The organism is Gordonia sp. YC-XJ4, from assembly GCF_059511865.1.
The window spans coordinates 3,989,216-4,013,529 of record NZ_CM183447.1; the positions used below are offsets into that span (position 1 = coordinate 3,989,216).

At 67.0% G+C, this 24,314-nt stretch carries 22 protein-coding genes and 1 other RNA gene; 7 read left to right on the plus strand and 16 right to left on the minus strand.

The genetic code is table 11. From position 1 onward, the window contains the following. Position 1 precedes the first annotated feature (1 nt). The 3 genes from AC5ZH6_RS17875 to AC5ZH6_RS17885 all read right to left on the minus strand — a co-directional run bounded on the left by AC5ZH6_RS17875 (position 2) and on the right by AC5ZH6_RS17885 (position 1,213). A complete protein-coding gene (locus tag AC5ZH6_RS17875; protein ID WP_006372865.1) occupies positions 2 to 295 on the minus strand; it encodes a hypothetical protein in 294 nt (97 codons plus the stop codon). A 166-nt stretch (positions 296 to 461) separates the two neighbouring features. Continuing rightward, on the minus strand, positions 462 to 878 hold the full coding sequence (locus AC5ZH6_RS17880; RefSeq protein WP_020170618.1) for a YbaB/EbfC family nucleoid-associated protein: 417 nt from the start codon (positions 876 to 878) through the stop codon (positions 462 to 464). Continuing rightward, positions 875 to 1,213, minus strand: coding sequence for a DUF2694 family protein (locus AC5ZH6_RS17885; protein ID WP_006372867.1), 339 nt, complete (start codon positions 1,211 to 1,213; stop codon positions 875 to 877). The genes AC5ZH6_RS17880 and AC5ZH6_RS17885 overlap by 4 nt, the downstream gene beginning before the upstream one ends. A 115-nt stretch (positions 1,214 to 1,328) precedes the next feature. Between AC5ZH6_RS17885 and AC5ZH6_RS17890 the strand changes: the two genes are divergently transcribed. Together AC5ZH6_RS17890 and eccA are read left to right on the plus strand one after the other, a co-directional pair. Further along, positions 1,329 to 3,950, plus strand: coding sequence for a MinD/ParA family ATP-binding protein (locus tag AC5ZH6_RS17890; protein ID WP_265076732.1), 2,622 nt, complete (start codon positions 1,329 to 1,331; stop codon positions 3,948 to 3,950). Beyond that, entirely contained in the window at positions 3,947 to 5,806 is a 1,860-nt protein-coding gene (gene eccA / locus AC5ZH6_RS17895) for a type VII secretion AAA-ATPase EccA (protein WP_265076733.1), read from the plus strand. The genes AC5ZH6_RS17890 and eccA overlap by 4 nt, the downstream gene beginning before the upstream one ends. 70 nt (positions 5,807 to 5,876) lie before the next feature. Here the strand turns inward: eccA and ssrA are convergent. From ssrA to AC5ZH6_RS17940, 9 genes are all read right to left on the minus strand, one after another. Beyond that, positions 5,877 to 6,251, minus strand: a transfer-messenger RNA (tmRNA) gene (gene ssrA, locus AC5ZH6_RS17900). Positions 6,252 to 6,378: 127 nt separating this feature from the next. Continuing rightward, positions 6,379 to 7,656, minus strand: coding sequence for a glycoside hydrolase family 27 protein (locus AC5ZH6_RS17905; RefSeq protein ID WP_265076734.1), 1,278 nt, complete (start codon positions 7,654 to 7,656; stop codon positions 6,379 to 6,381). Between the two features lie 37 nt (positions 7,657 to 7,693). After that, positions 7,694 to 8,167 (minus strand): SsrA-binding protein SmpB, encoded by a 474-nt coding sequence (gene smpB, locus AC5ZH6_RS17910; protein ID WP_006372871.1) that lies wholly within the window; start codon positions 8,165 to 8,167, stop codon positions 7,694 to 7,696. A gap of 19 nt (positions 8,168 to 8,186) precedes the next feature. Continuing rightward, the gene (gene ftsX / locus AC5ZH6_RS17915) at positions 8,187 to 9,101 is read right to left on the minus strand and encodes a permease-like cell division protein FtsX (RefSeq protein ID WP_006372872.1); all 915 of its coding nucleotides are present in this window, start codon (positions 9,099 to 9,101) and stop codon (positions 8,187 to 8,189) included. 95 nt (positions 9,102 to 9,196) lie between these two features. Beyond that, on the minus strand, positions 9,197 to 9,883 hold the full coding sequence (ftsE, locus tag AC5ZH6_RS17920; RefSeq protein ID WP_006372873.1) for a cell division ATP-binding protein FtsE: 687 nt from the start codon (positions 9,881 to 9,883) through the stop codon (positions 9,197 to 9,199). A 91-nt stretch (positions 9,884 to 9,974) separates the two neighbouring features. Next, positions 9,975 to 10,691, minus strand: coding sequence for a hypothetical protein (locus tag AC5ZH6_RS17925; RefSeq protein WP_265076735.1), 717 nt, complete (start codon positions 10,689 to 10,691; stop codon positions 9,975 to 9,977). Further along, positions 10,691 to 11,701, minus strand: coding sequence for a mechanosensitive ion channel family protein (locus tag AC5ZH6_RS17930; protein WP_043456617.1), 1,011 nt, complete (start codon positions 11,699 to 11,701; stop codon positions 10,691 to 10,693). The genes AC5ZH6_RS17925 and AC5ZH6_RS17930 overlap by 1 nt, the downstream gene beginning before the upstream one ends. After that, entirely contained in the window at positions 11,688 to 12,803 is a 1,116-nt protein-coding gene (gene prfB, locus AC5ZH6_RS17935) for a peptide chain release factor 2 (protein WP_014360767.1), read from the minus strand. Before prfB ends, AC5ZH6_RS17930 begins: the two co-directional genes overlap by 14 nt. A 31-nt stretch (positions 12,804 to 12,834) precedes the next feature. Further along, positions 12,835 to 13,233 carry a hypothetical protein gene (locus AC5ZH6_RS17940; protein WP_043456619.1) on the minus strand — a complete coding sequence of 133 codons (399 nt, stop codon included), beginning with the start codon at positions 13,231 to 13,233 and terminating at the stop codon, positions 12,835 to 12,837. Positions 13,234 to 13,278: 45 nt separating this feature from the next. Between AC5ZH6_RS17940 and hisN the strand changes: the two genes are divergently transcribed. Then, on the plus strand, positions 13,279 to 14,082 hold the full coding sequence (hisN, locus tag AC5ZH6_RS17945; RefSeq protein WP_014360769.1) for a histidinol-phosphatase: 804 nt from the start codon (positions 13,279 to 13,281) through the stop codon (positions 14,080 to 14,082). A 122-nt stretch (positions 14,083 to 14,204) separates the two neighbouring features. Beyond that, positions 14,205 to 14,603 (plus strand): VOC family protein, encoded by a 399-nt coding sequence (locus tag AC5ZH6_RS17950; protein ID WP_006372879.1) that lies wholly within the window; start codon positions 14,205 to 14,207, stop codon positions 14,601 to 14,603. A gap of 406 nt (positions 14,604 to 15,009) precedes the next feature. Here the strand turns inward: AC5ZH6_RS17950 and AC5ZH6_RS17955 are convergent, their stop codons facing one another. Both AC5ZH6_RS17955 and AC5ZH6_RS17960 read right to left on the minus strand, forming a co-directional pair. After that, positions 15,010 to 16,665 (minus strand): HNH endonuclease signature motif containing protein, encoded by a 1,656-nt coding sequence (locus tag AC5ZH6_RS17955; protein ID WP_496167601.1) that lies wholly within the window; start codon positions 16,663 to 16,665, stop codon positions 15,010 to 15,012. A 463-nt stretch (positions 16,666 to 17,128) separates the two neighbouring features. After that, entirely contained in the window at positions 17,129 to 17,788 is a 660-nt protein-coding gene (locus tag AC5ZH6_RS17960) for an MBL fold metallo-hydrolase (RefSeq protein ID WP_006372881.1), read from the minus strand. A 208-nt stretch (positions 17,789 to 17,996) separates the two neighbouring features. On the opposite strand from AC5ZH6_RS17960, the gene AC5ZH6_RS17965 reads away from it, so the two are divergent. After that, the gene (locus AC5ZH6_RS17965; RefSeq protein ID WP_094602051.1) at positions 17,997 to 19,367 is read left to right on the plus strand and encodes an acyl-CoA dehydrogenase family protein; all 1,371 of its coding nucleotides are present in this window, start codon (positions 17,997 to 17,999) and stop codon (positions 19,365 to 19,367) included. Between the two features lie 27 nt (positions 19,368 to 19,394). After that, positions 19,395 to 20,615, plus strand: a complete 1,221-nt coding sequence (locus tag AC5ZH6_RS17970) for an acyl-CoA dehydrogenase family protein (protein ID WP_006372883.1) — start codon at positions 19,395 to 19,397, stop codon at positions 20,613 to 20,615. Between the two features lie 137 nt (positions 20,616 to 20,752). On the opposite strand, the gene AC5ZH6_RS17975 is transcribed toward AC5ZH6_RS17970, so the two are convergent. Further along, on the minus strand, positions 20,753 to 22,060 hold the full coding sequence (locus AC5ZH6_RS17975) for an MFS transporter (RefSeq protein ID WP_205741422.1): 1,308 nt from the start codon (positions 22,058 to 22,060) through the stop codon (positions 20,753 to 20,755). 137 nt (positions 22,061 to 22,197) lie between these two features. Between AC5ZH6_RS17975 and AC5ZH6_RS17980 the strand changes: the two genes are divergently transcribed. Continuing rightward, entirely contained in the window at positions 22,198 to 22,875 is a 678-nt protein-coding gene (locus AC5ZH6_RS17980; RefSeq protein WP_133092113.1) for a hypothetical protein, read from the plus strand. A gap of 18 nt (positions 22,876 to 22,893) precedes the next feature. On the opposite strand, the gene AC5ZH6_RS17985 is transcribed toward AC5ZH6_RS17980, so the two are convergent. Further along, positions 22,894 to 24,300 carry an aldehyde dehydrogenase family protein gene (locus AC5ZH6_RS17985; protein ID WP_006372885.1) on the minus strand — a complete coding sequence of 469 codons (1,407 nt, stop codon included), beginning with the start codon at positions 24,298 to 24,300 and terminating at the stop codon, positions 22,894 to 22,896. Between the last annotated feature and the right edge of the window lie 14 nt (positions 24,301 to 24,314).

Below are 24,314 nucleotides of genomic sequence, written 5' to 3' on the forward strand. Positions count from 1 at the left end.
CTCAGGCCTGCATTCCGTCGGCGAAGTAGGTACCGGCGGCCGCGCCCGTGGCGCCCGCCGACATCATTGCGTGCCCCGCCGACACCAGGAAGGAGGCGGCCAGATTTGATGCCTGCGCGGGCGCATAGCCGAGGAGGTACTCGACGCCGATCGGACCCACCGCCAGCGCGACCGCCGCGACCATGGCCTCGGCATCCGCACTCGAGGCCAGTGCGATGAGATCACTCGCCGACATGTTGGCCGCCGCGAAGGTCTCGATCACTCCCGGCGTCACCGCCAGAACTCCGTTGGACATGTTTCGTGGACCCCCACCCTGTGAAACCGATCGTTAGCAACTTGAACCAAGTCAATCAATGGATCACCACACGTGCAACCTCAACGCGGGTATGTCGTCACCATGAATGACTCCGGCTCGTCGCCGCGTCGGATACTACGGTGTATTCGTGGCCGACGATGCGTCCTCAGCCGTTGTCGCGCAGGCTTTCCGGAGATGTCCGCGGTTGCGGATCGGGCAATTCCGACAAAGGGCGCCGAGGGGTCACTGTTGTCCCGTCCCACCGCTCGAGTGGCTCGTTCTGCTGGCGACCGAATTGATCGGTGAACTCGTGAATCAGGGTGTTGCGGCGGTGTAGCGAGGCGCGCGCGGCGTGCTGTGCGGTCTCGACGATCAACGCAGAAAGCGACGAATCGGTATGCCGGGTGATGCCGGGCCCGAGCCACAGCCCCGTCATCGCGCCGACGCCGTCGACCTCGACGGTGACGACCTTGTCCGGGCTCGACACCCTGACGCGAATGCCGGCGGTCTGTGCCTGCAGCGACTCCATCAGGTCGCGTTGTTTCTCGATGCGCGCGAGCACCGAATTCGCCAGCGTTCTCATACCGACCTCAGCCATCCGTCACCGGACTGTTCGTCCTGTGCACGCTCGTTGAGTTCTTCGAAATCGTGCAAATCGTCCTCGGTGGGCAGCTGCGCATACCGGATGACCTGCGGATCAGTGCCCTGCTCGACGAGTTGCCGCCGGATCTCGACCTGCGCGCGCATCGCCGCGAGCCTGCTCAGTCGCAGGATCTCGTCGGCGAGCGCCTGGGGGTCGCCCTGAAGCTTGCGCGGGTCGATGCGGAGTGCAACCGGCAGTCCCACCTGGGTTGTCCGCACCGCGACGGCACCCGAACGGGACTGTGCTGCCGACATCATCGGCGGTGGCAGAGCCATCAATCCTCCCATTCACTAACATGACGCAACAACACCCTTGCGCACGGCTCACGATACAGTCGGCTGAGGTCAGGACACGCGCCGCCGAAGGTGCGATGCGTCGAACGGGGTACAGATGTTTGCAGACGATCACGGGGAGTCACAGACCCCTTCGTGGCTGTCGGGCTCCCCGGACGACGACGCAAATACCCTTGGCAACAAGCGATCCCACACAAGAGCGGCCACCGGCGACGCCGCGTCCGAGACCGACGCCACGCCGGGCGAGACCGTGAGTCCGACGGTCGGCGCCGTCAGTCCTCGAGACGACCCCACCAGCGCCGACTTCAATCCCTTCGCGGGGATTCTCGGTGGCGCGAGCCCGCTGACATCGGCGGGTCCGGGTTCCACCGACAACGTCGACGACGACGAGGACAACCCGCTGTTGGCGGCGTTCGGCGCCCGGCCGGGTGGCACCGTCGTCACCGAGGAACCTGCACCCTCCGAGAGTTCGTCGCGCCAGGCCCCACTGCCGTCCGAGGACGACCTCGGCTTGGGCGCCATGTGGATGCCGTTGGCCTCGCCCGCCGGCGAAACTGCCGAGACCGATGATCCGCAGACCGATGACCCACGGAACGATGCCCACACCGACGGCCCACATCATGCGGCGGACGGCCCGGATGACGCCGCGGCCGACTCGGATGATCTCGACGAGATCGAAGCCCGTGCAGCACAACTCCTCTCACGACTCGGACGCCCCCAGCCGGAACCGGAACCCCACCCGGAGTTCACCATCCCGACGCTGTCCGACGAGCCCATCGCCGAGCCGTCACACGATGTCCCGATCGGCGTGGACGACCCGCCGATCCCCATGAACAGCAACATCACAGACGGCGAGGTCTCCGCGTACGACGAAACCTCCACAGGCAGTAGCTATCTCACGGACGACGAGATACCCGCCGCCGCCGGCAGCCCGACCCCGATCGACACCGGGCTGCCGATACTGCCCGAGGACACGCGGGGTGACGCCTCGCCGGACGATGCAGATGCCACCGATCCGCATGTCGCCGATGCGATGACGGTGCGTCATGCGATCACGTCACAGCCCCCGCAGCCCCAGCCCGTACCTGCACCGACGCCCGAACCGCGGCGTCGTCGTCGGCCCGCACGACCGCCGTGGCAGCAAGACCCCATGGGAATGGCCGCACCACCTTCGGACCCAACAGCTTTGGGACCGATACCACCGGGCCACATGGCACAGGCGCCGATACAGCACGTGCCCATGGAGTACGGGCCTATGGAGTACGGGCCTGCGAAGAATGGGCCGACGAACCCTGAGCCCGTGGACCAGCGTCCGACACCACCCGCGCCACCACGTGCTCCGGCGGTTGAACCGCGGGCCGAGCAGATGCCGGTCACCCCGGTGCCGTATCCCGCTGCGCCACAACCCTCTGCGCCACAACCCTCTACCGCACAACCATTTCCACCGCAGCACCGCGCACCACAACATTCGGCGCCGCCGCACCCCGCGCCGCCGATCACCGATCCCATTGCGCCTCTTCCGCGCCACTCCGAGCCCATTCCGCAGGCACCGTCCGCGCCGCCTGCTCCCACCCACCAACCACCATCGCCGTGGCCCGGACACCGTCCACCCGCTCACCAAGCCCCCGCACCGCCACCCGCACAACACTTTTCCGGGCAATACCCGGCGCCCCAGTATGCCCCGGCGTCACCGTACGCCCCTGCGCCACCATATGCCCCGGGGCCTGCACCTGCGCATCCATCGAATCCGCTGCGCCCGCCGGCCGCGGTACCGTCGTTGGACGAGGCGCACCAGCGTGATCGCAGAAGCGAAGCCCCACAAGCCGGTTGGCGCCGCGCCGTGTTCACGGTGTCCTCGGGACACGTCAATCCCGGCGAGTCGCGAGCGGCCCGGCGGCGTCAACAGCTGATCGATCAGATCCGCCGACCGATCAACGGCGACTTCCGGATCGCCATGCTGTCGATGAAAGGTGGGGTGGGCAAGACCACCACCACGGTGGGACTCGGCTCGGCGTTGGCCGCGGTGCGCGGAGATCGGGTGATCGCGGTGGACGCCAACCCCGACCGCGGAACACTCGCAGACCGGATTCCGGGCCGGACCTCGGCCAACGTCCGCGACCTGCTGAACATGGGCCCCATCGACCATTACGCCGCGGTGTCCAACCTCACCTCCACCTCTCCGAGCCGTCTGGAAGTCCTTGCTTCCGAACAAGACCCGGCTGCCGCCACCGCCTACGACGAGGCCGACTACCGGCGCACGATCGACACGCTGCAGCGTTACTACAACATCATCCTGACCGACTGCGGCACCGGGATCATGCATTCGGTGATGGGCGGGGTCCTCGACCTCGCGCATGCCATCGTCCTCGTGACCACCCCGGCGATGGACGCCGCGCGCAGTGCCTCGGCCACCCTCGACTGGCTCAATTCCCACGGGTACGGGCGCCTGGTGCGTGAGGCGCACGTCGTCCTCAGCTCGTCCCGCCCGCAAACCGGCCAGGTCAAGGTCGACAAGATCGTCGATCACTCTGCCGCACGCTGCAATTCGATTCACCTGATCCCCTTCGACCAGCACCTCGCCGAGGGTGCGGCGATCGACTTCACACACCTGCGGGCACCCACTCAGCAGGCGTTTCTCGAGCTGGCCGGAAATGTGTCCAACAGCTTCGGGATGGTGCGTCGCCACCCCGAGATCCGATACCGACGGATGGAAGTATGAGCCAGAACACACGCGATGCGCAGCGGGTCTTCGACGCCGGGGTGCTGTCCCTGGGGATAGCGATCGACGGGCTGCAGACCGAACGGGACGTGACCTACGCCCTTCGGGCCTTCACCCGCGCCACCGAACGGGACCCCGACATGTGCGATGCATGGCTGGGGCGCGCCGCATGCGGCGAGGTCACCTCGGAGGTGCGCTACAACCTCTATCGGACCTCCACCACCACGCTGTTCCGTGAGCAGCGCCGACTCGGTCTGGCACCACGGGAATTGGGCGGACGCTTCCAGACCGGGCTCTACATCGACTATCCGCTCGCGGGTTTCACCGAGATCTGGCTGGCCCACGCCGCCGGGCTGATCGACGACGGCGAGTACGGCGAGGCCGAGGGCGCGCTGGACACCCTGGCCCGGTATCGGCCGAACATGCCCGAACGCGACCGGTATTCCGACGAAATCTGCGCCTACCTGCGCGGCATCCTGCACTTCACCACCCAGCGATGGCCCGATGTGCTTGCCGCGCTGGATAAGTCGGCCTCGTTCGGCGACGAGTACATCAAGTGCGGAGCCGATCTGATGGTCGGTTCGGCCTGCGCCCAGCTCGGTCTCTTCGGCGAGGGTATCCGCCGACTGGAGTCCGCTGCGGAGGGCCCGATCCCCGCCGCCGTCACCGACGCCGAGTTCTGCCGCGGATTGACGTTGCGCGAGATGGGTCGCGAAGAGGACGCCCGCGCCATCTTTGAACGTATCTACTCCGAGAAGCCCGACTTCGAGGCCAATGCCGCTGCGCTCAACGACCCCAAGTACCGGCTGGTGATCACCGACCGCGCGACGATCGAGTCCCGCACGGACCGTTGGGATCCGAACTCAGCCCCCGATCCGAAGCTACGGGTGTCGGCCGAACAGGCCGATCGCAGCGCGAAGCTACTCGCCGAGGCCCAGGAGGAGCTCGCCGCCCAGATCGGGCTCGATGAGGTCAAGATCCAGGTCGCCAAGCTGCAGTCGTCGGCCAAGATCGCCAAGGTTCGCGCCGAGAAGGGTCTGGCAGCCACCTCGCGCAGCAACCACCTTGCGTTCACCGGTCCACCCGGCACCGGCAAGACGACCATCGCACGTGTGGTCGCCAAGATCTATTGTGGGCTCGGCATTCTCAAGACGCCCACGGTCATCGAGGCCAAACGGGAGGACTTCGTCGGTCAGCATCTGGGCAGCACGGCACTGAAGACGTCGGCACTGATCGACACCGCGATGGACGGGGTGCTGTTCATCGACGAGGCGTACACCCTCATCCAGAGCGGGCTGTCCGGCGGCGACGCGTTCGGCCGGGAGGCCGTGGATACGTTGCTGGCACGGATGGAGAACGACAGGGACCGCCTCGTCGTCATCATCGCCGGATACGACGGCGAGATCGATCGCTTTCTCGCAGCCAACGACGGCCTGGCATCGCGGTTCGCCAAACGAATCCGCTTCCCGTCCTACACCCCGTCCGAACTCGGCCAGATCGCCCGGGTCATCGCCAAGAACCGGGACTCGGTCATCACCGACGAGGCACTCGACGATCTGATCGCCGCATGCGAGCCGCTGTTCAACTCGGAGTCGGTCGATCAGAGCGGGCTACCCCGCCGCACCATCGACCGGGCGGGCAACGGCAGATTCGTGCGCAACATCGTCGAAGCCGCCGAAGAAGAACGCGAGTACCGACTGTCCGAGGACCCCGGCATCGACTTCGACGACCTCGACGCCGAACACCTGATGCGGGTGGAGGCCACCGACATGCGTGCGGCCATCAACACCGTGTTGGGGAACCTGGGACTGGGGAACTTGGGTCTGGGGCGCGTCGATACCGGCTCCCAGGTCTGAACCGCCCCGGCGACAACACACCGTCGAGAAACGACAGCGCCCCACCTGCGAGCAGGTGGGGCGCTGTCAACCGTGGAGCTGCCGGGAATTGAACCCGGGTCCTCCGTCGGGTTGGCGGGGCTTCTCCGTGTGCAGTTCACTGGGTCTCTACTCGGATCTCCCGGTCACGTGAACAAGCCGAGATGACGATCCCAGTCGCTGTTGGTTGTCCCCTTCGCACCCGCGACCGGTGCGAACGGTGAGCTCCCAAAGATGATGCCGGCACCGGACTTGGGAGCAGAGTCCGGGCCGACAGACTACGGGCCCGCTGTCAGGCAGCGAGGGCGTAGTCGCGCTGATTCTTATCGGCGCTTAATTGGTTGCCGCGACGCTTATACGGTGGTCTCTGGCCTGCACCGACACGCTTCCCCCGCCTCGGCGTACAGAGTCGAAACCGATCAGCCCCGAGACAGGTGCCCTCCGATTTCTCGGCGAGCAGTTCATTATAACAACCCGACGCGCGTGGTTCATTCCCATTTCCGTCGGCGCTCGCCCGGCAGTTACTCGCCCGCATCCTGTCCTCGCGGGAACCGTCACTGGATCGACAGCACGGCGGTGTCGTCGACGCCCACGGGCACCGACAACTCGCCGCCCTCCGCCTGATACCGGCGCCCGGTCCATGCGTCCACCCCCGACACCGACGAATCACCGGTCAGCCCGAGGCTCGACAAGCTCACCTTCAATGTGCGGGGATGGTCGGCACGGTTGGTCAACGAGACGACGAGGCCCTTGGAACCCAGAGCGCGGCTCCAGATCTCCCGGTTGGCGCCGACCATGGCGCCGGCGCGCACGCGCTCGTCCTGATCGATGCCGATGATGGCCTCATTGGCGAGGATGTCGCGGGTGCGGGTGCTCATCGCGGTGAGGTCGTTGCCGGCCATCAGCGGGGCGGCCATCATCGCCCACATCGACATCTGGGTGCGCTCCATCGCCGGGGTCAACGCGTTGCCGACACCGACGACGAGCATGTCCATGTCGACGAAGCTGCCGTCGGCAACCCGTGCGCCGATCGGGGCCACGGCGTCGATGATGTCGCGGATCCCCTGATACCCCGATGCCGGTGTCGCATCGGCACCGGCCGGCCGAGTGGTCCACACCGGCGAGATGTCGTTGGTGGTACGTGTCATGGTTGCCACACCGCCCCAATCGAATTGGGCTCCGGGGACCGATCCGGCGATTCCGCTGTTGGGGTTGATGCTGTACACCATGGGGCGTCCGGTGGATCGGATCGCGTCACGCATCGCGGTGAACGAGGCGACCTGGTCGTCGTGCGCCGAGTCACCGGAGCACCAATCGTACTTGACGAAATCGACGCCCCACGAGGCGAACGCGCGCGCGTCGGTGAGCTCGTGACCCCCACTGCCGGCCGAACCCGGATAGGTTCCGCCGAACTGCGCGCACGTCTTCTCCCGTGCACCGGCGTAGATCCCGAACTTCAACCCGCGGGCGTGCACGTAGTCGGCGAGCGCGGCCATCCCGGATGGAAAGCGCACGGGGTCGGCGACGAGTTGCCCGCCGGCGTTGCGATCGGGCGCCATCCAGCAGTCGTCGACGACGACGTAGCGATATCCCTTGGCCGCCAGGCCCGAGGACACCAGGGCGTCGGCCTGCGCACGCACGATCTGCTCGGTGATGGTGCAGCCGAAGCTGTTCCAACTGTTCCACCCCATCGGCGGGGTGGCCGGCAGTCCACCGATCGCCGGACCGTCACCGCCGATGCGCACGGTGTCGTCTCCCTCGGGCGTGCAACCGAGCGCGAGCACAACCAGGGTCACGATCACGACCGCTGCACGCGGCCACCGGTGCGACATCCTCCGGCGCGAGTGCGTCGAGGTCGGCCTCACGCAATCACATGCCCTTGACGCGGCGGCCGATCTCGCGGGCGACTTCGCGTTGCGCGGTGCGCCGCGCGATGTCCTGGCGCTTGTCGTGTGCCTGCTTACCGCGGGCCAGTGCGAGTTCGACCTTGGCCCGCCCGTCGCTGAAGTACATCGACAGCGGCACCAGGGTCAGGTTACCGTCGCGGATCTTGCCGACGAGGTTGTCGATCTCACGACGATGCATCAGCAGCTTGCGATTCCGTCGCGGCGCGTGATTGGTCCAGGACCCACTGCCGTATTCGGCGATGTGCAGTCCACGCAGCCAGACCTCACCGTCGTCGATGGTCGCGAACGCGTCGACCAGGGAGGCCTTGCCCTCCCGCAGACTCTTGACCTCGGTGCCGAGCAGGGCGATGCCGGCCTCGTAGGTGTCGAGGATCGTGTAATTGTGTCGCGCTTTGCGATTGGACGCGATCAGATTGCGCCCCTTCTCCTTGACCATGTCGGCCGTCTCACCTCCTTCACTCGCGAACGTAGACACGCAGCGTGACATACCCGGTCACCGCTGCCAACACAATTCCGCCGATGACGAGCCACGGCGAGACGAACAACACGTCGCCGATCGTCACCCGGGGCACGATGTTGACCCCGTACAAACCGGCCAGGGCTCTGTCGAAGAAGAAGAGTTTGGCCAGGAACAACCCACCGATCGCGAGCAACGACCCGATGAACGCGGCCAGCATCGCCTCGAGGAGGAACGGCAGCTGGGTGTACCACCGGGTCGCGCCGACCAGTCGCATGATCGACACCTCGGTCCGCCGGGTGAACGCCGCGATCTGCACCGTGTTGACGATCAGCAGGATCGCGGCCACAGCGAGGATCGCGGCCACCGAGAACGCGGCGTTGCGCACCCCGTCGAGCACCCCGAAGATCCGTTTGACGAGTTCACGTTGATCCAGGGCGCCCTCGACGCCGAGGTCCTGGCGGCCCGAGAAGGCGTTGTAGACGTCGTCGAAACGATCCGGATCCGACATCCGGACCTTGAACGACGCCTGCGAGAAGGTGTCCTGGGTGATCTGATCGGCGATCTCCGGCGAGGTCTCCTCGAACATCTCCTTGGCCTGCTGATAGCCCTCTTCGGGGCTGACGTAGGTGACCGATCCGACGCCGGGCTGCTTCTCGAGGTCGGCGCGCAGCGTGGTGCACGGGGCGTTGCGGCAGTTGGCGTCGGCCTTGGAGACGTCCTCGTTGAGGAAGAACTGCATCTCGACCCGGTCGAGGAAGATCTTCTGGCTCTTGTCGGCCATCTGGATCACCAACAGCCCGCCGCCGAACATGCCCAGGGTGATCGCGGTGGTGATGATCATCGCGACCGTCATGGTCAGGTTGCGGCGGAAGCCGTTGAAGACCTCGCTGAAGATGAATTGAGCTCGCATGGCTGCTCGGATGTCCTTCTGGTCGTGGGGGCTCGCGCGGATGCGCCGACGGTTCTCGGCATCGCGTGCACGCGAACCAGATCGGCACTTGTCGCTCAGCCGATGCCGTAGACGCCTTGCTCGTCGTTGCGGACCAGCCGCCCGTTGTCGAATTCGAGGACCCGACGGCGCATCGCGTCGACGATGTGCCGGTCATGGGTGGCCATCACCACCGTCGTGCCGCGCCGGTTCACCCGATCGAGGACGTCGACGATCTCCTCGCTGGTCTCCGGGTCGAGGTTTCCGGTGGGCTCGTCGGCCAGCAGCACCAGCGGCCGGTTGGCGATCGCGCGGGCGATGGCCACACGCTGCATCTCACCGCCCGACAGCTCGTAGGGCATGCGGTCGAGCTTGCCTTCCAGACCCACGTAGTCGAGGACCTCGGGCACCACCTTGCGGATCATCGACGGCGGTTTGCCGATCACCTCCAAGGCGAAGGCGACGTTGTCGGCGACCGACTTCTGTTGCAGCAGACGGAAATCCTGGAACACGCAGCCGATCGACTGACGCAGTTTGGGTACCAGACGGCCCTTGAGGGTGTTGACGTGGAAGTCGCCGACGTAGACCTGCCCGGAGGTCGGCTTGTCCTCTTTGAGCAACAAGCGGAAGAAGGTCGACTTCCCCGATCCGGAGGGCCCGATGAGGAACGCGAACTCGCCCTTCTCGACCTCGAGGGACAGCTCGGACAGAGCCGGCCGCGAGGAGGCCTTGTACTTCATCGTGACGTTGTCCAGCGTGATCACAGGGAGCCAGTGTAACGACGACGCCTGAGAGTCCCGTTCAGGCAGACGTGCGGCGCGTTGACCTCGCTCCCGCGCCGGTCGGTCGCACGTCTCAGCGCGTCGGCACGGAGGTGGTGGTCGTCGTCTCCCAGGGCAGCCGGAAGCCGGGGATGAGACCACCGCTCGGCGCCGAGGACTGTCCCGTCGACGACTCCTCCCCGGCACCGGGCGCACCGGGCGCGCCGGACTGCACCGACGACTCGCCCGAGTCCGACGACGACACCGACGACGAGGTCGTCGACGAATAGCTGGTCGTCGGTTCCCGATAGGTCGGCTCGCTCGTGCGCACCACCTGCCGGCCGGTGGACGGCTGCTCCGGCGGGGCGTAGCGCTGCGATGTGTACCCGTACATCACCCAGCACGCCACGAACAGGACCACCAGGATCGCCGTGCCGGAGCGCACGCGGGTGCCCTTGATGTGCTTCCAGTTCCGGTCGCGCCAGCCACGGCGATGCGACGTCGCGGGTGTGGGATCGGTGACCGGGCGGGCACCGGTGTCGGACTCGGCGTCGTCGTCGGTGACGATCGGGATCTGGTCGGTGTCGACGATGGGGTCGACTGGGGCATGGGTGCGCCTGGTCGCAGCCGGCGTGGCGGGTGGTGTCGTGGCGGGCGGTGGTGTCGTGGCGGGCGTCACCGCGGGCCGCGCGGCGTCGTCCGGCAACAGGTGGCGGGGCTCGCCCTCACGGGCGGGCGTCGAGTCACCAGGCGTCTTACCTGGTGGCGTGTTCTCGGGCGTCTTGTCACCGGGCAGTTCTCGGTCGGCCATCAGGCTCCCCCGTCCCGGTCGGTACGGCCGTCGGTGCCGGGTGCGCTCACGGTGTCGGCGAGTGTCGCCGGCGGGGCGGCACCGGACTGGGCGTCGTGCCCGGCGGCGACGGTGATGCCCTCGGCGGCGAGAGCGCGCACGATCGACACGCGCAGCGCCCGGCTCACCTCGAACTGTTTGCCGGGCAGCGTCCGCGCGACGATGCGGACGGTGATCGCGTCCAGTTCGAGGTCGGTGACCCCGAGTGACGACGGTGTGTCGAGGAGCAGGTCGTGCCAACGCGCGGTCGCGTAGAACTCGCGGCCCACCCGGTCGAGGGTTTCGTTGACGAGTCCGATGTCGGCCTTGGCCGGCACCGGGACGTCCACCACCGCCCGCGCCCAGTCCTTGGACAGGTTGGTGGCCTTGATGATCTGGCCGTTGGGCACGGTGATGACCTCGCCCTCGCTGGTGCGCAGTTTGGTCACGCGCAGGGTGACGTCCTCGACGGTGCCGTCGGCGTTCTGGCCGCCGGTGACCATCAGACTCACCACGTCGCCGTATCCGTATTGCTTCTCGGCGACCACGAAGAACCCGGCCAGGATGTCCTGCACCACGCGCTGCGCACCGAAGCCGAGGGCTGCACCGATCACCGCACCCGGGCCGGTCAGGCCGGTGATGGGCACGTTGAGGATCACCAGGAAGCGGATCAGCACAATCGCTATGACCACGACGATCAGCACCCACGCGACCACGTCGACCAGGGCCCGACGATGTTTGGTGTCCTCGGTCTGGACGATCAGGTCGCTGTTGTGGAAGCTGCTGTCGACGCGCGCGGCGTACTTTGCCGCCGACCATCGGATGAGACGGATGACGATGAGTCCGCCGAGGACCCACGTGACCATCTGCAGCCCGTTGGTGACCAGCCAGACGTAGATGGACCCGATGAGCTGCTCGGTCGCGTTCTGCGGACTGGTCGCAGCAAGGACGTGATGCGGACTCGTCGCCGCCAGCAACTCAGGCCTCGACATCGGCCATTCGCCAGCGGATGCCCGCCTCGATGAACTGGTCGATGTCGCCGTCGAGGATGGCAGTCGGGTTGTTGCTCTCGACGTTGGTCCGCAGGTCCTTCACCATCTGGTACGGGTGCAGGACGTAGGAACGCATCTGGTTGCCCCAGCTCGATCCGCCGTCGCCCTTGAGCGCATCGAGTTCGGCGCGCTCCTCCTGACGCTTTCGTTCCAGGAGTTTGGCCTGCAGCACCCGCATCGCCGACGCCTTGTTCTGCAGCTGACTCTTCTCGTTCTGGCAGGTGACGACGATGCCGGTGGGAAGGTGCGTCAGACGCACCGCGGAGTCGGTGGTGTTGACCGACTGGCCGCCGGGGCCCGAGGAGCGGTAGACGTCGACCTTCAGCTCGTTCTCGTCGATGTCGATGTGGTCGGTGGTCTCCACCACGGGCAGCACCTCGACCTCGGCGAAGGAGGTCTGCCTGCGACCCTGGTTGTCGAAAGGGCTGATGCGGACCAGGCGATGGGTGCCCTGCTCGACCGAGAGGGTGCCGTACATATAGGGGGCCTTGACGGCGAAGGTCGCCGACTTCAGGCCCGCTTCCTCGGCGTAGGACGTGTCGTAGACCTCGACGCCGTAGCCGTGCTGCTCGGCCCACCGCACATACATCCGCATCAACATCTGGGCCCAGTCCGCGGCGTCCACGCCACCGGCACCGGATCGGATGTTGACCAGCGCGTCACGCGCGTCGTACTCGCCGGCGAGCATGGTCTTGACCTCCATCGCGGCGATGTCGGTCCGGAGCGAGGCCCGTTCGGCGTCGGCGTCGGCCAGCGCGCTGGTCCGTTCCTCACCCTCCTCGGACTCGGCGAGCTCGTAGAGCACCGGCATGTCCTCGAGTCGCTGACGCAACTCGGTGACCCGTCGCAACTCCGACTGGGCGTGGGAGAGCTCGCTGGTGACCTTCTGCGCGTGCTCCTGGTCGTTCCACAACTCGGGGTCGGAAGCCTGCATCTCGAGTTCTTCGATCCGACGGCGCAGTTCGTCGACGTCGAGCACCTTCTCCACGGTGGTGAGGGTGGTGTCGAGGGATTCGAGATCTGCGGTCACGTCGGGATGCACGGTTATTCAGGGTACCGGCTGGGACGCGCCGTCAGGACGTCGGCGGCGGCATCTCCCCCGGGACCTGCGGCTGCGGCGGGAGTTCACCGAAATGCCAACTGGTCTCGGCCTTGCCCGGCTTGTAGACCACCGGGTGCTCGGAGCCGATCTGCGGCCACGGTTGGCCTTGTTCGAGCACCATCGTCCCGTAGACCTCGGCCGGTCGGGTGCCGGGACCGACGATGGTGCCCGAGACGGTGCAGAACGCCTCGCCCTTGCTGTCGGCCTCCGGACGCTCGCTGACCCCGGTGAGGGTCATCGTTCCCTGCACCAGGCCGGCGCCGCCGCGGGCGCCGCCTCCGATGCCGCCGACCCGGCGGCCACGCATCTGCATGATCATCGCGACGGCCATGACCGCCAGGAGGATGGCGATCGTCACGGTGATCCACATGACGGCCACCCTACCGGGCCCGGCCTCCGCGTTAGGCTTTCGCGCGTGACCTCCCACCCCGTTCCCGAATCCGACGATTCCGACCTCGGTATCGCGCTGTCGCTGGCGGTCGCCGCCGACGATCTCACCATGGCGCGTTTCGGGGCGCTGGACCTACAGGTGTCGCAGAAACCCGACCTCACACCGGTCTCCGACGCCGATCTGGCCTGCGAGGAGATGATCCGCGAGCACCTGTCGCGCCGGCGTCCCGACGACGTCGTACTCGGCGAGGAGTTCGGTGGCGAGGCGACGAGATCGGGACGCCAGTGGGTGATCGACCCGATCGACGGGACCAAGAACTTCGTGCGCGGTGTTCCGGTGTGGGCAACGTTGATCGCGCTGCTCGTCGACGGCGTTCCGACGGTCGGGGTTGTCTCGGCGCCCGCGCTGCGTCGGCGTTGGTGGGCAGCACAGGGCCAGGGCGCGTTCGCGGAGTTCGACGGCCGCACCCGGTCGTTGTCGGTGTCGGGCGTCGCCGACGTGGCCTCGGCGAGCCTGGCGTTCTCCAGCCTGTCCGGGTGGGCGCAGGCAGGCATCCGCGAGAAGTTCATCGCGCTCACCGACGAGGTGTGGCGGGTGCGCGGATACGGCGACTTCTTCAACTACTGCCTCGTCGCCGAGGGCGCGGTCGACATCACCGCCGAGCCGGAGGTCTCACTGTGGGATCTCGCGGCCCTCGACATCCTCGTCCGGGAGGCCGGTGGGCGCTTCACCGCGCTCGACGGGACGCCCGGGCCTCGGGGTGGCAACGCGGTGGCCAGCAACGGACTGCTGCACGACGCGGTACTCACCGCGCTCGCCGCGGACTGAGCCGGACCCGGGCGGGTCGGACGCACCTGTCCAGTCGACGAGTTGCCGACGAAAGTGCTTCGGGGATTCCTCTGTTCGACCTAGCGTCGACAGGAGACCCGCACCGACGTCAGGAGTTCTCCATGCCCGGCTTCCCCGCCCTCACCCACGTTGCGATCACCGTCGCCGACCTCGAGATCAGCCGGTCCTGGTACAGCCGCCTGTTCGGCGCCGAGCCCGTCCTCGAGGAGGACGAGGAGTCCGGCGCGTTCCACCACGCCGTGTACGCCCTCGACGGCGGCACGCTGTTCGGTCTGCACACCCACACCGACTCGACGCCGTCGGAGGTGTTCAGCGAGAAGCGCACCGGACTCGACCACGTCGCGTTCGCGGTCGGACAGGACGACCTCGAGCGGTGGCGCACCCGGCTCGACGAGCTCGGCATCGCCCACGGCGGCATCAAGCACGCGGCGTACGGGTCGGGCATCTCCTTCCGCGACCCCGACAACATCGCACTGGAGTTCTTCGCCCCGCCGGCGTAGATCGCGTTGGTCGGCCCGGTCGAGGTCGGGCCGGCCGTTTCGGCTTATACCGGGCGATCGTCGCCGCGGCATGGCGTGCGCCGTCGCAGCACCGTCGAAACTCCAACGGCCCGTGAATGATCGAGTGAACACAGATGCCAAAGACGCCGTGCACATCGAGGATCACTGTGGATGGGCGGGCTGTCAGCGTTCCGTGCCGAACACCGGTCAGCGGTACCCACCCCGCAGGGCGTGTCTCCCAATTCCTCTGCGATGGATTTGGGAGGAGCGCTTTCCTCCCGGTGGTCGAGGTGTCGAGGAGCGCTTTCGTCCCGGTGGTCGAGGTGTCGAGGAGCGTTAGCGACGAGCCTCGAGACCGGTTGCACCGCTGCTGGTTTCCGGCCATTCACGGAAGCACGCCCCGGGTCTAGAGTCCGCGGTCACCGAGTAGGTGGGCGAGTCGGTTCTCGATCGGCGAGCCAGGGTCGGGGGTGAGGATTTCGACGAGATCGTAGTAGCCGTGTCCGATGGGGACTCGGGTGCGGCGGATTCGGTTGGTGGGCAGCATCGATCCCCGGTCGTCGCGTTCGGCGAGATCGGTATCGGTATCACCCTGCGGTGGGTCGGGTGGTGGGTGCAATTCCGCGCGGATGCGGGCCAGTGCCGCGGTGTAGGTGGCCCCGACGTCGGGGAGTGCGTTGGTGCGTTTGGGGTTCGGTGTCGCTGCCCCGACCGGGGTGTTTGTGCGCCACCAGCACCGTCCGGCCCACGGCCCGTCCCGATATATGCCGGTCGTGAATTGTCCGGGTTTGTCGCCGACCATCCGGTTGTGTTTGCCGCAGGCGGGGGCGAGGTCACCGATGTTGGTGAGCCCACCTTTCGCATGATCTTTGGTGGCGTGATGGATTTCGACGTGCGCGGCGGGTTGAGTACACCCGGGAAACGAGCAGTATTCACCACCGTCTTTGGCGAACAACGCGATCCGCTGCCCTTGACTCGCCAACCGCGCCCGACCCAAATACAGGGGCAGACGGGTGTGGTCGTCGAACACCGCCAACCACGGCTGGCACTGAGCGGCCAATGCGATCACATCCCGGATTGGGAGGAGGGTGCCGGTCGCCGTGACTCCCATTCCGGTCTGCGCGATCAGGTCGGACAGCGATGCTTTGATGATCAGGTGTGGTGGTAGCCCGCGATGCGACTGCGGGCCGAGACCGGCATCCAACCCGGCGCGCAGGACTGCTTCCAACGCGTCGTGGTTGCGTTGCACCTGATCACGGTGATCGCGGGCTGCCGCGGCCGCCAACGCGTCGGGGTCGGCGTCTTCGCGACTGCCGGTGGGGGAATCGGGGTCGGCGGGGTTGTTCATTCCTGGGGCTGCCCACGCGGCGAGTACTGCTTCGAGGTGCGCGGTCAGGGTCGGGGTCATCTGCCCCGACAACCCACTCATCTTTTGGGCGTCTTGCCGGCCGATGCGGATTTGGCGGCGGCGTTGCCGATCCGCATCGTCGGTCAGGTGGCCGTCGGGGTCGAGGTGCGCCAACACCCGTGCCCCCAGGATCCGGAGGTCGGAGGGGGTGTGGGTGCGGGCGTAGCGGGCCATCGTGGCATCGGCCGACATTTTCTCGTCGAACGGCACTGCCGCCGGGATACGGTCCAGCACGTCGATCACCACTGCCGCATGCGAGGCGCCGGCCGCCCCGGACGCCATCGCTTCGGCGAGTGCCGGATATTGGGGGGCGGCGACCTCACCGGTGAAGGTGTGGAAGGTGGCGGTCGCTTTCAGTTGTTTCCACCGCCGCCACGGTTCCGACACACGCAGTAAGCCGATCATGGCGTCGGTGATCGACCCGAATCCGTATTCGCGGGCGAGGTGGCGGTCGGAGAATTCGACGATCTGCCGATCGCCTTGGACGGTGATGCGGGTGATCAACTGTTCGGTGGATTGAGCGACGGTGACCAGGTCGTCGTTGGACAGGCCGGTCAAATCATCGGTGGCCAGCGAATCAACCAAGCGGTGGGCGAGGGCGAGTTTCTGGGCGGTCGACAAACCGGACACGTCGGGTAACGCGGTGTCGACCATGATTGTCACCCCCCTGGCGATAGCGAACACGTGTTTGTGTGTTGTTGTGTTCGAGTGTATGCCGGGTTTGTCGGGTTGGCAAGAGGTTATCGAAAGTTTTTTCGGGTGGGTTTGGTGGTGGGGTTCCAGCGTCGGTTCGGCTCGGTCTCGAGGCTCGGCGCCTGGGGCGCCTCGCACCTCGACCATCGATCGGAAAGGACTCGACCATCGATCCAGACCGGCCTCCCACCGGTTGTGCCAGTTGAGGATGCGCGCGGGGATGCACCGACTACCTTCTCGCGCAACAGCTTCCGGCTGCTTTCCCGGTGGAGGCTACAGCAGCGGCACTGCAGCCGCCCTGGGGCGTTGCCCGAGCATCCCGCTTTGCCGCCACGATCGCCTTGTGCTCGACTTCCCCGCGGCGTTGGTCGCCGGCATGCGGGACCGGCTGAAACGCGACGATGTGCCGTCAACTGCACCTCTTTCAGAACTCGGCCGCGGATTCCTGGTCGAGTACGGCGAATTCGGTTGCCGCGTCCTTCATCTCGCTCAATCGTGAGTAGTGGATGCCGGTCCCCGCGTCGGACAGGATGGCCTGGTGGATGGGCACCGCGACGCGTGGCGCCATGGCACGCAGGTAATCCACGGACTCACTGAGTTTCATCCAGGGCGCCGCCGACGGCAGCGCGAGGACGTCGACCTTCTCGAACGGGATGTAGAACGAGTCGCCCGGGTGCATGAACCGCCCGGCGCCCTGCGACGAGTCGAGGACGTAGGCGACGTTGTCGACGACCGGGATCTCCGGATGGATGACCGCATGCCGGCCGCCGGTCATCCGGGCGGTGACCGCGCCGATGTCCACCTGCTGCCCGGGGTGCGCCGGGGTCCACTCTCCCGCCGAGTCGGCGTCATTGAGTTGCCGGGCCGTCTGCGGATCGGCGTATCGGAGGGCGTGTGGATTGGCCGCGATGAGATCCGGCAGCCGCGCAGGGTCACAGTGATCGGGATGTTGGTGGGTGATCAGGATCGCGTCGAGTCCGGTGATGCCCTCGAAACCGTGGGAGAAGTTTCCCGGATCGAACAGGATCTTCGCCCCATCGAGTTCGACCAGCAGACACGAATGACCGAAGTGCGTGAGTTGCATGCCTCCACTGTGCTCCCGGCGGCCTCATGTGTCAGCGAACCGCTTCATAACCCCTGTTCGCCCCGGCACGCGCGGCCGGCGAACGAGTCCCGGCATACAAACACGTGACTTTCTTCTTACCCATGAGTAAGATCGGTTCTTACCGCCGGGTAAGGTATCCCGGAGCCGTACCGCCCCACCCAGTCAACCACTGCGAGAAATGGTGAACATGTCTACTCACACCGAACCCCGCGACACCTCCGCCGTCGGGAAGACCCGTCATCCCCGCAACTTCATCGGTACCGCGATGCGCGTGCTGACCACGGTCACGGGCTCGGAGTTCGCCGAGAAGTACCAGATCCGTGAACCCATCAACCGGATTGCGTACCAGGCGACCAAGACCGGGTTCCAGACCCTCGGCGCCGCCAACCGCGCCTTCTCGAAGGTGCAGGGTGGGTCGGGTCCGGCCAAACGGCTGACGACCACGCCCAAGGGCTACTTCAATCTCACGCCCGACGACGAACAGCAGATGATCGCCGAGACGGTCAAGGAGTTCGCCACCGAGATCCTGCGTCCGGCCGCCTACGACGCCGACGCCGCGGCCACCGCGCCGGAGGAGATCGTCAAGCGCTCCGCGGAACTCGGCATCACCATGATCAACGTTCCCGAGGAACTCGACGGCGCGGCCACCGAACGCGGGGTCGTGACCAACGCGTTGGTCGCCGAGGCGATGGCCTACGGCGACATGGGTCTCGCGCTGCCGCTGCTCGCCCCGAGCGGTGTGGCCACCACGCTGACCAACTTCGGCAGCGACGGCCAGCAGAAGACCTACCTGCCCGACTTCGCCGGTGAGAACGTCCCGCAGTCGGCGGTCGTGATCGCCGAACCGCGCCCGCTGTTCGACGCATTCTCGTTGCAGACCAAGGCAACCCGCGTACCCAGCGGCTACCGGCTCAACGGCGTGAAGTCGTTCGTACCGGCCGCGGGGTCGTCCGAACTGTTCATCGTCGGCGCGCAACTCGACGGCCGGCCCGCACTGTTCATCGTCGAATCCGATTCCAAGGGCCTGATCGTCGAGGCCGACCCCGGCATGGGTGTGCGCGCCGCAGGCATGGGTCGACTGCTGCTGCAGGACGTCGCGGTGCCGGAGTCGGCGCTGCTCGGCGAAGGTTCACCCGATGCAGCCTTCGCGGCGTATCGCGATGTGGTGCGGTTGTCGCGTCTGGGCTGGTCGGCGCTGGCCGCCGGAACCGGTCGGGCCGTCCTCGACTACGTCATCCCCTATGTCAACGAGCGTGAGGCGTTCGGCGAGCCGATCTCCAACCGCCAGGCGGTGGCCTTCATGGTCGCCACCATCGCCACCGAGCTCGACGGCATCCGTCTGGTCACCCTGCGCGGCGCCTCGCGCGCCGAGCAGGGCCTGTCGTTCGCCCGCGAGGCCGCCCTGGCCCGCAAGCTCACCATCGACAAGGGCCTGCAGATCGGTCTCGACGGCATCCAGCTGCTCGGCGGCCACGGCTTCACCAAGGAACATCCGGTCGAGCGTTGGTACCGCGACCTGCGTGGCGCGGGTATCGGCGAGGGCATCGTCGTCCTGTAAGGCGACCCGGGAATCGAGGACACAGTCATGAGCATCAATCTGGAACTGCCGAAGAAGCTCGGCGTCACCATCGATCAGGCCCATCAGGCCGCGGCGGAGATCTTCCGGCCCATCTCACGCAAATACGATCTGCGCGAACATGATTACCCGGTCGAGCTCGACACCCTGGCGAGCCTGTACGACGGTCTGGCCGAGACCGGCCAGGCCGGTGCAGGCGCCGATGCCGGCCGGAGCAAGGACAAGGGCAAGGAGCGTCCCGAGGGCGTCGTGGTCAACGGCGGCAACATGCAGTCGGTGGTCAACGTGATGGAGACCTCCTGGGGCGACGTCGGCCTCATGTTGTCGATTCCCTATCAGGGACTGGGCAATTCGGCGATCGCCGCGGTCGCGACCGACGAGCAGCTCGAGCGCTTCGGCAAGGTGTGGGCGGCGATGGCCATCACCGAGCCCAGCTTCGGCTCGGACTCGGCCGCAGTCACCACCACCGCCACCCTCGACGGCGACGAGTACGTCATCAACGGCGAGAAGATCTTCGTCACCGCGGGCTCACGCGCGAGCCACATCGTGGTGTGGGCGACCGTCGACAAGAGCCTCGGCCGCGCCGCGATCAAGAGCTTCGTGGTGCCGCGCGAACATCCCGGTGTCGAGGTGGTCCGGTTGGAGCACAAGCTGGGCATCCGCGTCTCCGACACCGCGGTGATCCGGTTCGAGAACTGCCGCATCCCCAAGGAGAACCTGCTCGGCAGCCCCGAGGTCGACACCAAGAAGGGCTTCGGCGGGGTCATGCAGACCTTCGACAACACGCGGCCCCTCGTCGCGGGAATGGCCGTCGGGGTGGCGCGGGCCGCACTCGAAGAGCTGCGTCGCATCCTCGAAGACGCGGGCATCGAGATCGATTACGATCGTCCCGCCGCCGATCAGCATGCCGCCGCAGCCGAATTCATCCGAATGGAATCCGATTGGGAGGCAGCGTATCTGCTGACCATGCGGGCGTGCTGGATGGCCGACAACAAGCAGCCCAACTCGCTGGAGGCCTCGATGGCCAAGGCCAAGGCCGGCCGCACGGGTACCGACGTCACCAACAAGGCCGTCGAATTGGCCGGTACGCCGGGCTATTCCGAACGCCTGCTGCTCGAGAAGTGGGCCCGCGACTCGAAGATCCTTGACATCTTCGAGGGCACCCAGCAGATCCAGCAACTCATCATCGCCCGCCGGGTGCTCGGGAAGAGCAGCGCCGAACTGAAATGAGTCGCACCGGCCGATGACCCCCACGGCCGGCATTGAACACGAGATCGCCCCGCGGACACCACGTCCGCGGGGCGATTCCCGTCGGTGCAGATGTGTCGGTGTCCGTCGCGGTGTCGGTCGGGAGGGCGCGACCCGCCTCACGCCTCCGGCAGCGGCCGCCCGGATTGCTCCGACCACACCACCGGATCCTCGCGCAGCAGATGCGCCCGACCCTTGCGACGGTATCGCCAGATCTGCAGGGCGCCGACGCCCCACAGCAGGTACTGCGCCGACATCGCCGCTTTGAACGCCTCGGGCGGATAGCCGGACGCGCCGTCGGGGGTGCGCCAGTCGAGGATGATGCCGATCATCGCCATCAGCAGCAGGCTCGCGAAGAAGCCGCCCTGGTTGATGATCCCGGTCGCGCTGCCGACGCGTGAGACGGGATTGGAGGTGCGGCCGAGATCGAAGCCGATCATCGACGCCGGACCACCCATGCCGCACACGATGACCAGCAGCATCAGCAGCCAGAACGGCGCAGAACCGGGCCAGGCGAGCACAATCGTCCACATGCCGGCGATGGCGCCGACGACGCTCAGCACCAGGGTCGACCGGTGCCAGGGATGCCGCGTGATCAGCGCGGCGAAGATCGGTCCGAAGCCGATGATCGAGCACACCATGATCGTCAGCAGGGTGCCCGCCGCGCCCGCGCCCTGCCCCTCGCCCTCGACGAAAAACGGGAATCCCCAGAGTAATCCGAGGACGGTGGCACTGAATTGCGTGGAGAAGTGCATCCAGAATCCCAGCCGGGTACCCGGATGACCCCAGGCCGCGGCGAGGGTGGCACGGATACCGGCGAACCCGAGCAATGGCCCGGAGGTGGTGCGCGCCTGCGGGGAGTCGCGCACCACGATCGCCGCGATCACCAGCAGCGCCGCTCCGCAGGCGGCGGTCACCAAATAGGCGTGCGTCCACCCGAGATTCGACAGCGCCCAGGTCATCGGGACCGCGGCCGCCACCGCGCCGAGTTGGCCGAGTACTCCGGTCAACTGCGTCATCAGCGGGATGCGCCGCACCGGGAACCACGAGGTGACCAACCTCAGCACGCACACGAAGGTCATGGCGTCGCCGACCCCGACGAAGAACCGAGAGCCGAGCGCCCACACGTAGGTGTCGGCGAAGGCGAAACTCAGTTGCGCCAGCGTCAGGATCAGGGTGCCGGTGAGCAGCACCCGGCGCGGGCCGAACCGGTCGACGAGGAGCCCGACCGGGATCTGCATCAGCGCGTACACCAGCAACTGCAACACCACGAACGTCGACAACGCCGACGCCGAGATGTGAAAACGGTCGGCGGCGAGCAGACCGGCGACCGCCATCGACGACCGATGCAGAACGGCGATGAAGTAGACGGTCACCGCGACCGTCCACACCACCATCGGGTGCCCGACACGGGCGGGTGCGCTCACCGGGCCGATCTCCTCTCGTCGCGCCTACATCGTGCTACATCGCCGCAGGCCGGGACAGACCACCTCTACGATGTCGAGAACCGACGACGCCCGACCTCCGAGTTCGCCGACCCGTGTCGCCGGAATGGGGGATGGTGATGCGGACACCGAGGACGGCCGGCAGGTCACGATGGCGTCGCCCGATCGCGCTGACCCTGGTGTTCGTCGCGGCGGCGCTGGCCGGTTACGCGTGGCTGCAGACACGCGGTGACGGTGTCGGCTGGGACGACGTCGGGGTCGGCGACTGTGTCGGCACCCATGACCGGCCGGAGATGTCGCTGCTGCACCCCGGTGGCGGCTACGGCAGACACACCGCGGTGCACTGTTCGACCCCCGCGGCCACCTACGTCGTGGCGGTCCGACCGGCGGTCCCGGCGATCGGCCAGGCCCAGATGGCCTGCCCCGACCCCGGGAAAGATGTCAGCGGATTCGCACGCTACGAGATGCGCTCGGTCTCGGTGCACGGACGGTTCCTGTTCCACGACACCTCATACGGTTACGCCCCGATCTGTCTGGCACCGAACCTGCACGTCGGCAGCTGCTACGACGCCGGCGAGGATCGTGGCTCCCTGGTGTCGCCGCAACCCTGCGACGGTCTCGTCTCCTGGCTGGTGACACGGCAGATCACCGGAGTGGCCGACATCCACCGATGTCCGACGGCCACCGGACTGGTCCTGCACGCACCGCTGATCACCTATTGCGAGATCAACTATCCCGATCCCGACAACCCGCTGTTGCGCTTCGGTCCCCCGCCGCCCCGGCCACCCACCGGGTGATGCGGCGGCGCTCGCCGCTCAGCCGTTGATCACCTGCGGCACCGAGACACCCTTGAGACCCTCGACGCCGAACTCCAATCCGTACCCGGACTTCTTGACACCGCCGAACGGGATCATCGGGTGCACGCCGCCGTGCCCGTTGATCCACACGGTGCCGGCCTCCAGACGACCCGCGATCGCTCGCGCGGCATCGGCATCACCACTCCACACCGAGGCGCCGAGCCCGACATCGAGGCCGTTGGCCAGTGCGACGACCTCGTCGACGTCGGTGTAGCGGATGATCGGCAGCGCCGGACCGAACTGCTCCTCGGTCACCAGCGGATTGTCGTTGTCGATGTCGGCGACCAGGGTCAGCGGGTAGAAGTGGCCGGGGGCGTCGGTGTCGGGGTCACCGCCGGTGAGCACCTTGGCGCCGGACTCCTTGGCTGCCTCGACGAGCCGGGCGACGATGTCGAACTGCGCGCGGTTCTGCAGCGGACCCAGCACGTTGTTCTCGTCGAGGCCGCGGCCCATCGGCATCTGCCCGGCGACCTCGACGAGCGCGGCACACACGTCGTCGTAGACATCGGCGTGCACGTAGAGCCGCTTGAGTGCCGCGCACGTCTGGCCGGTGTTGATGAAACATCCCCAGAACAGGTCCTGGGCAATGGCTTTCGCGTCGACGTCGGGCAGCACGATACCGGCGTCGTTGCCGCCGAGTTCGAGGGTGAGGCGTTTGACGGTGTCGGCCGAACTCTTGATGATCGCCTGACCGGTACGAGTCGAACCAGTGAACATCACCTTGTCGATGTCGGGATGAGACGACAGCCTGGCCCCGACCTCACCCTCGCCGGCGACCGGGATGAGCACGTCGGCGGGCAGGACGCCGTTGAGGACCTCGATCAGGGCGAGCACCGACAGCGGCGTGTACTCCGAGGGTTTGACGACGGCGGTGTTGCCCATCCGCAGGGCCGGGGCGACCTGCCAGATGGTGATCATCATCGGCCAGTTCCACGGGCCGATCGCACCGACGACTCCCACCGGGCGGTAACGCAATTCGGCGTGAGTCTCCTCGTCGTCGACGACCGTCTCGCCCGGCAGTGCGGTGGCCGCGGTGGCCCGCAGCCACGCCGAGCAGGCACCGACCTCGAAGCGCGCGTTGGGACCGTTCAGCGGTTTGCCCTGCTCGCGCGAGAGGAGTTCGGCGAGGGGCTCGGCGGCCTCCTCGATGGCGTCGGCAGCCTTGAGCAGCAACGCCTTCCGGTCGTCGTCCGAGCGCGCCGCCCATGCCGGTTGTGCGGCCCGGGCACGGGTCACGGCGGCATCGAGATCGGCGACGGAACCGAAGGCGACCGTGCCGACGACCTCACCGGTCGCGGGATCGAGGATCTCGCGTCCGGCAGGGTCGGTGACGGAGTGCAGCAAGCTGTCATAGGTGGTGCTCATGATGATTCTCTTTC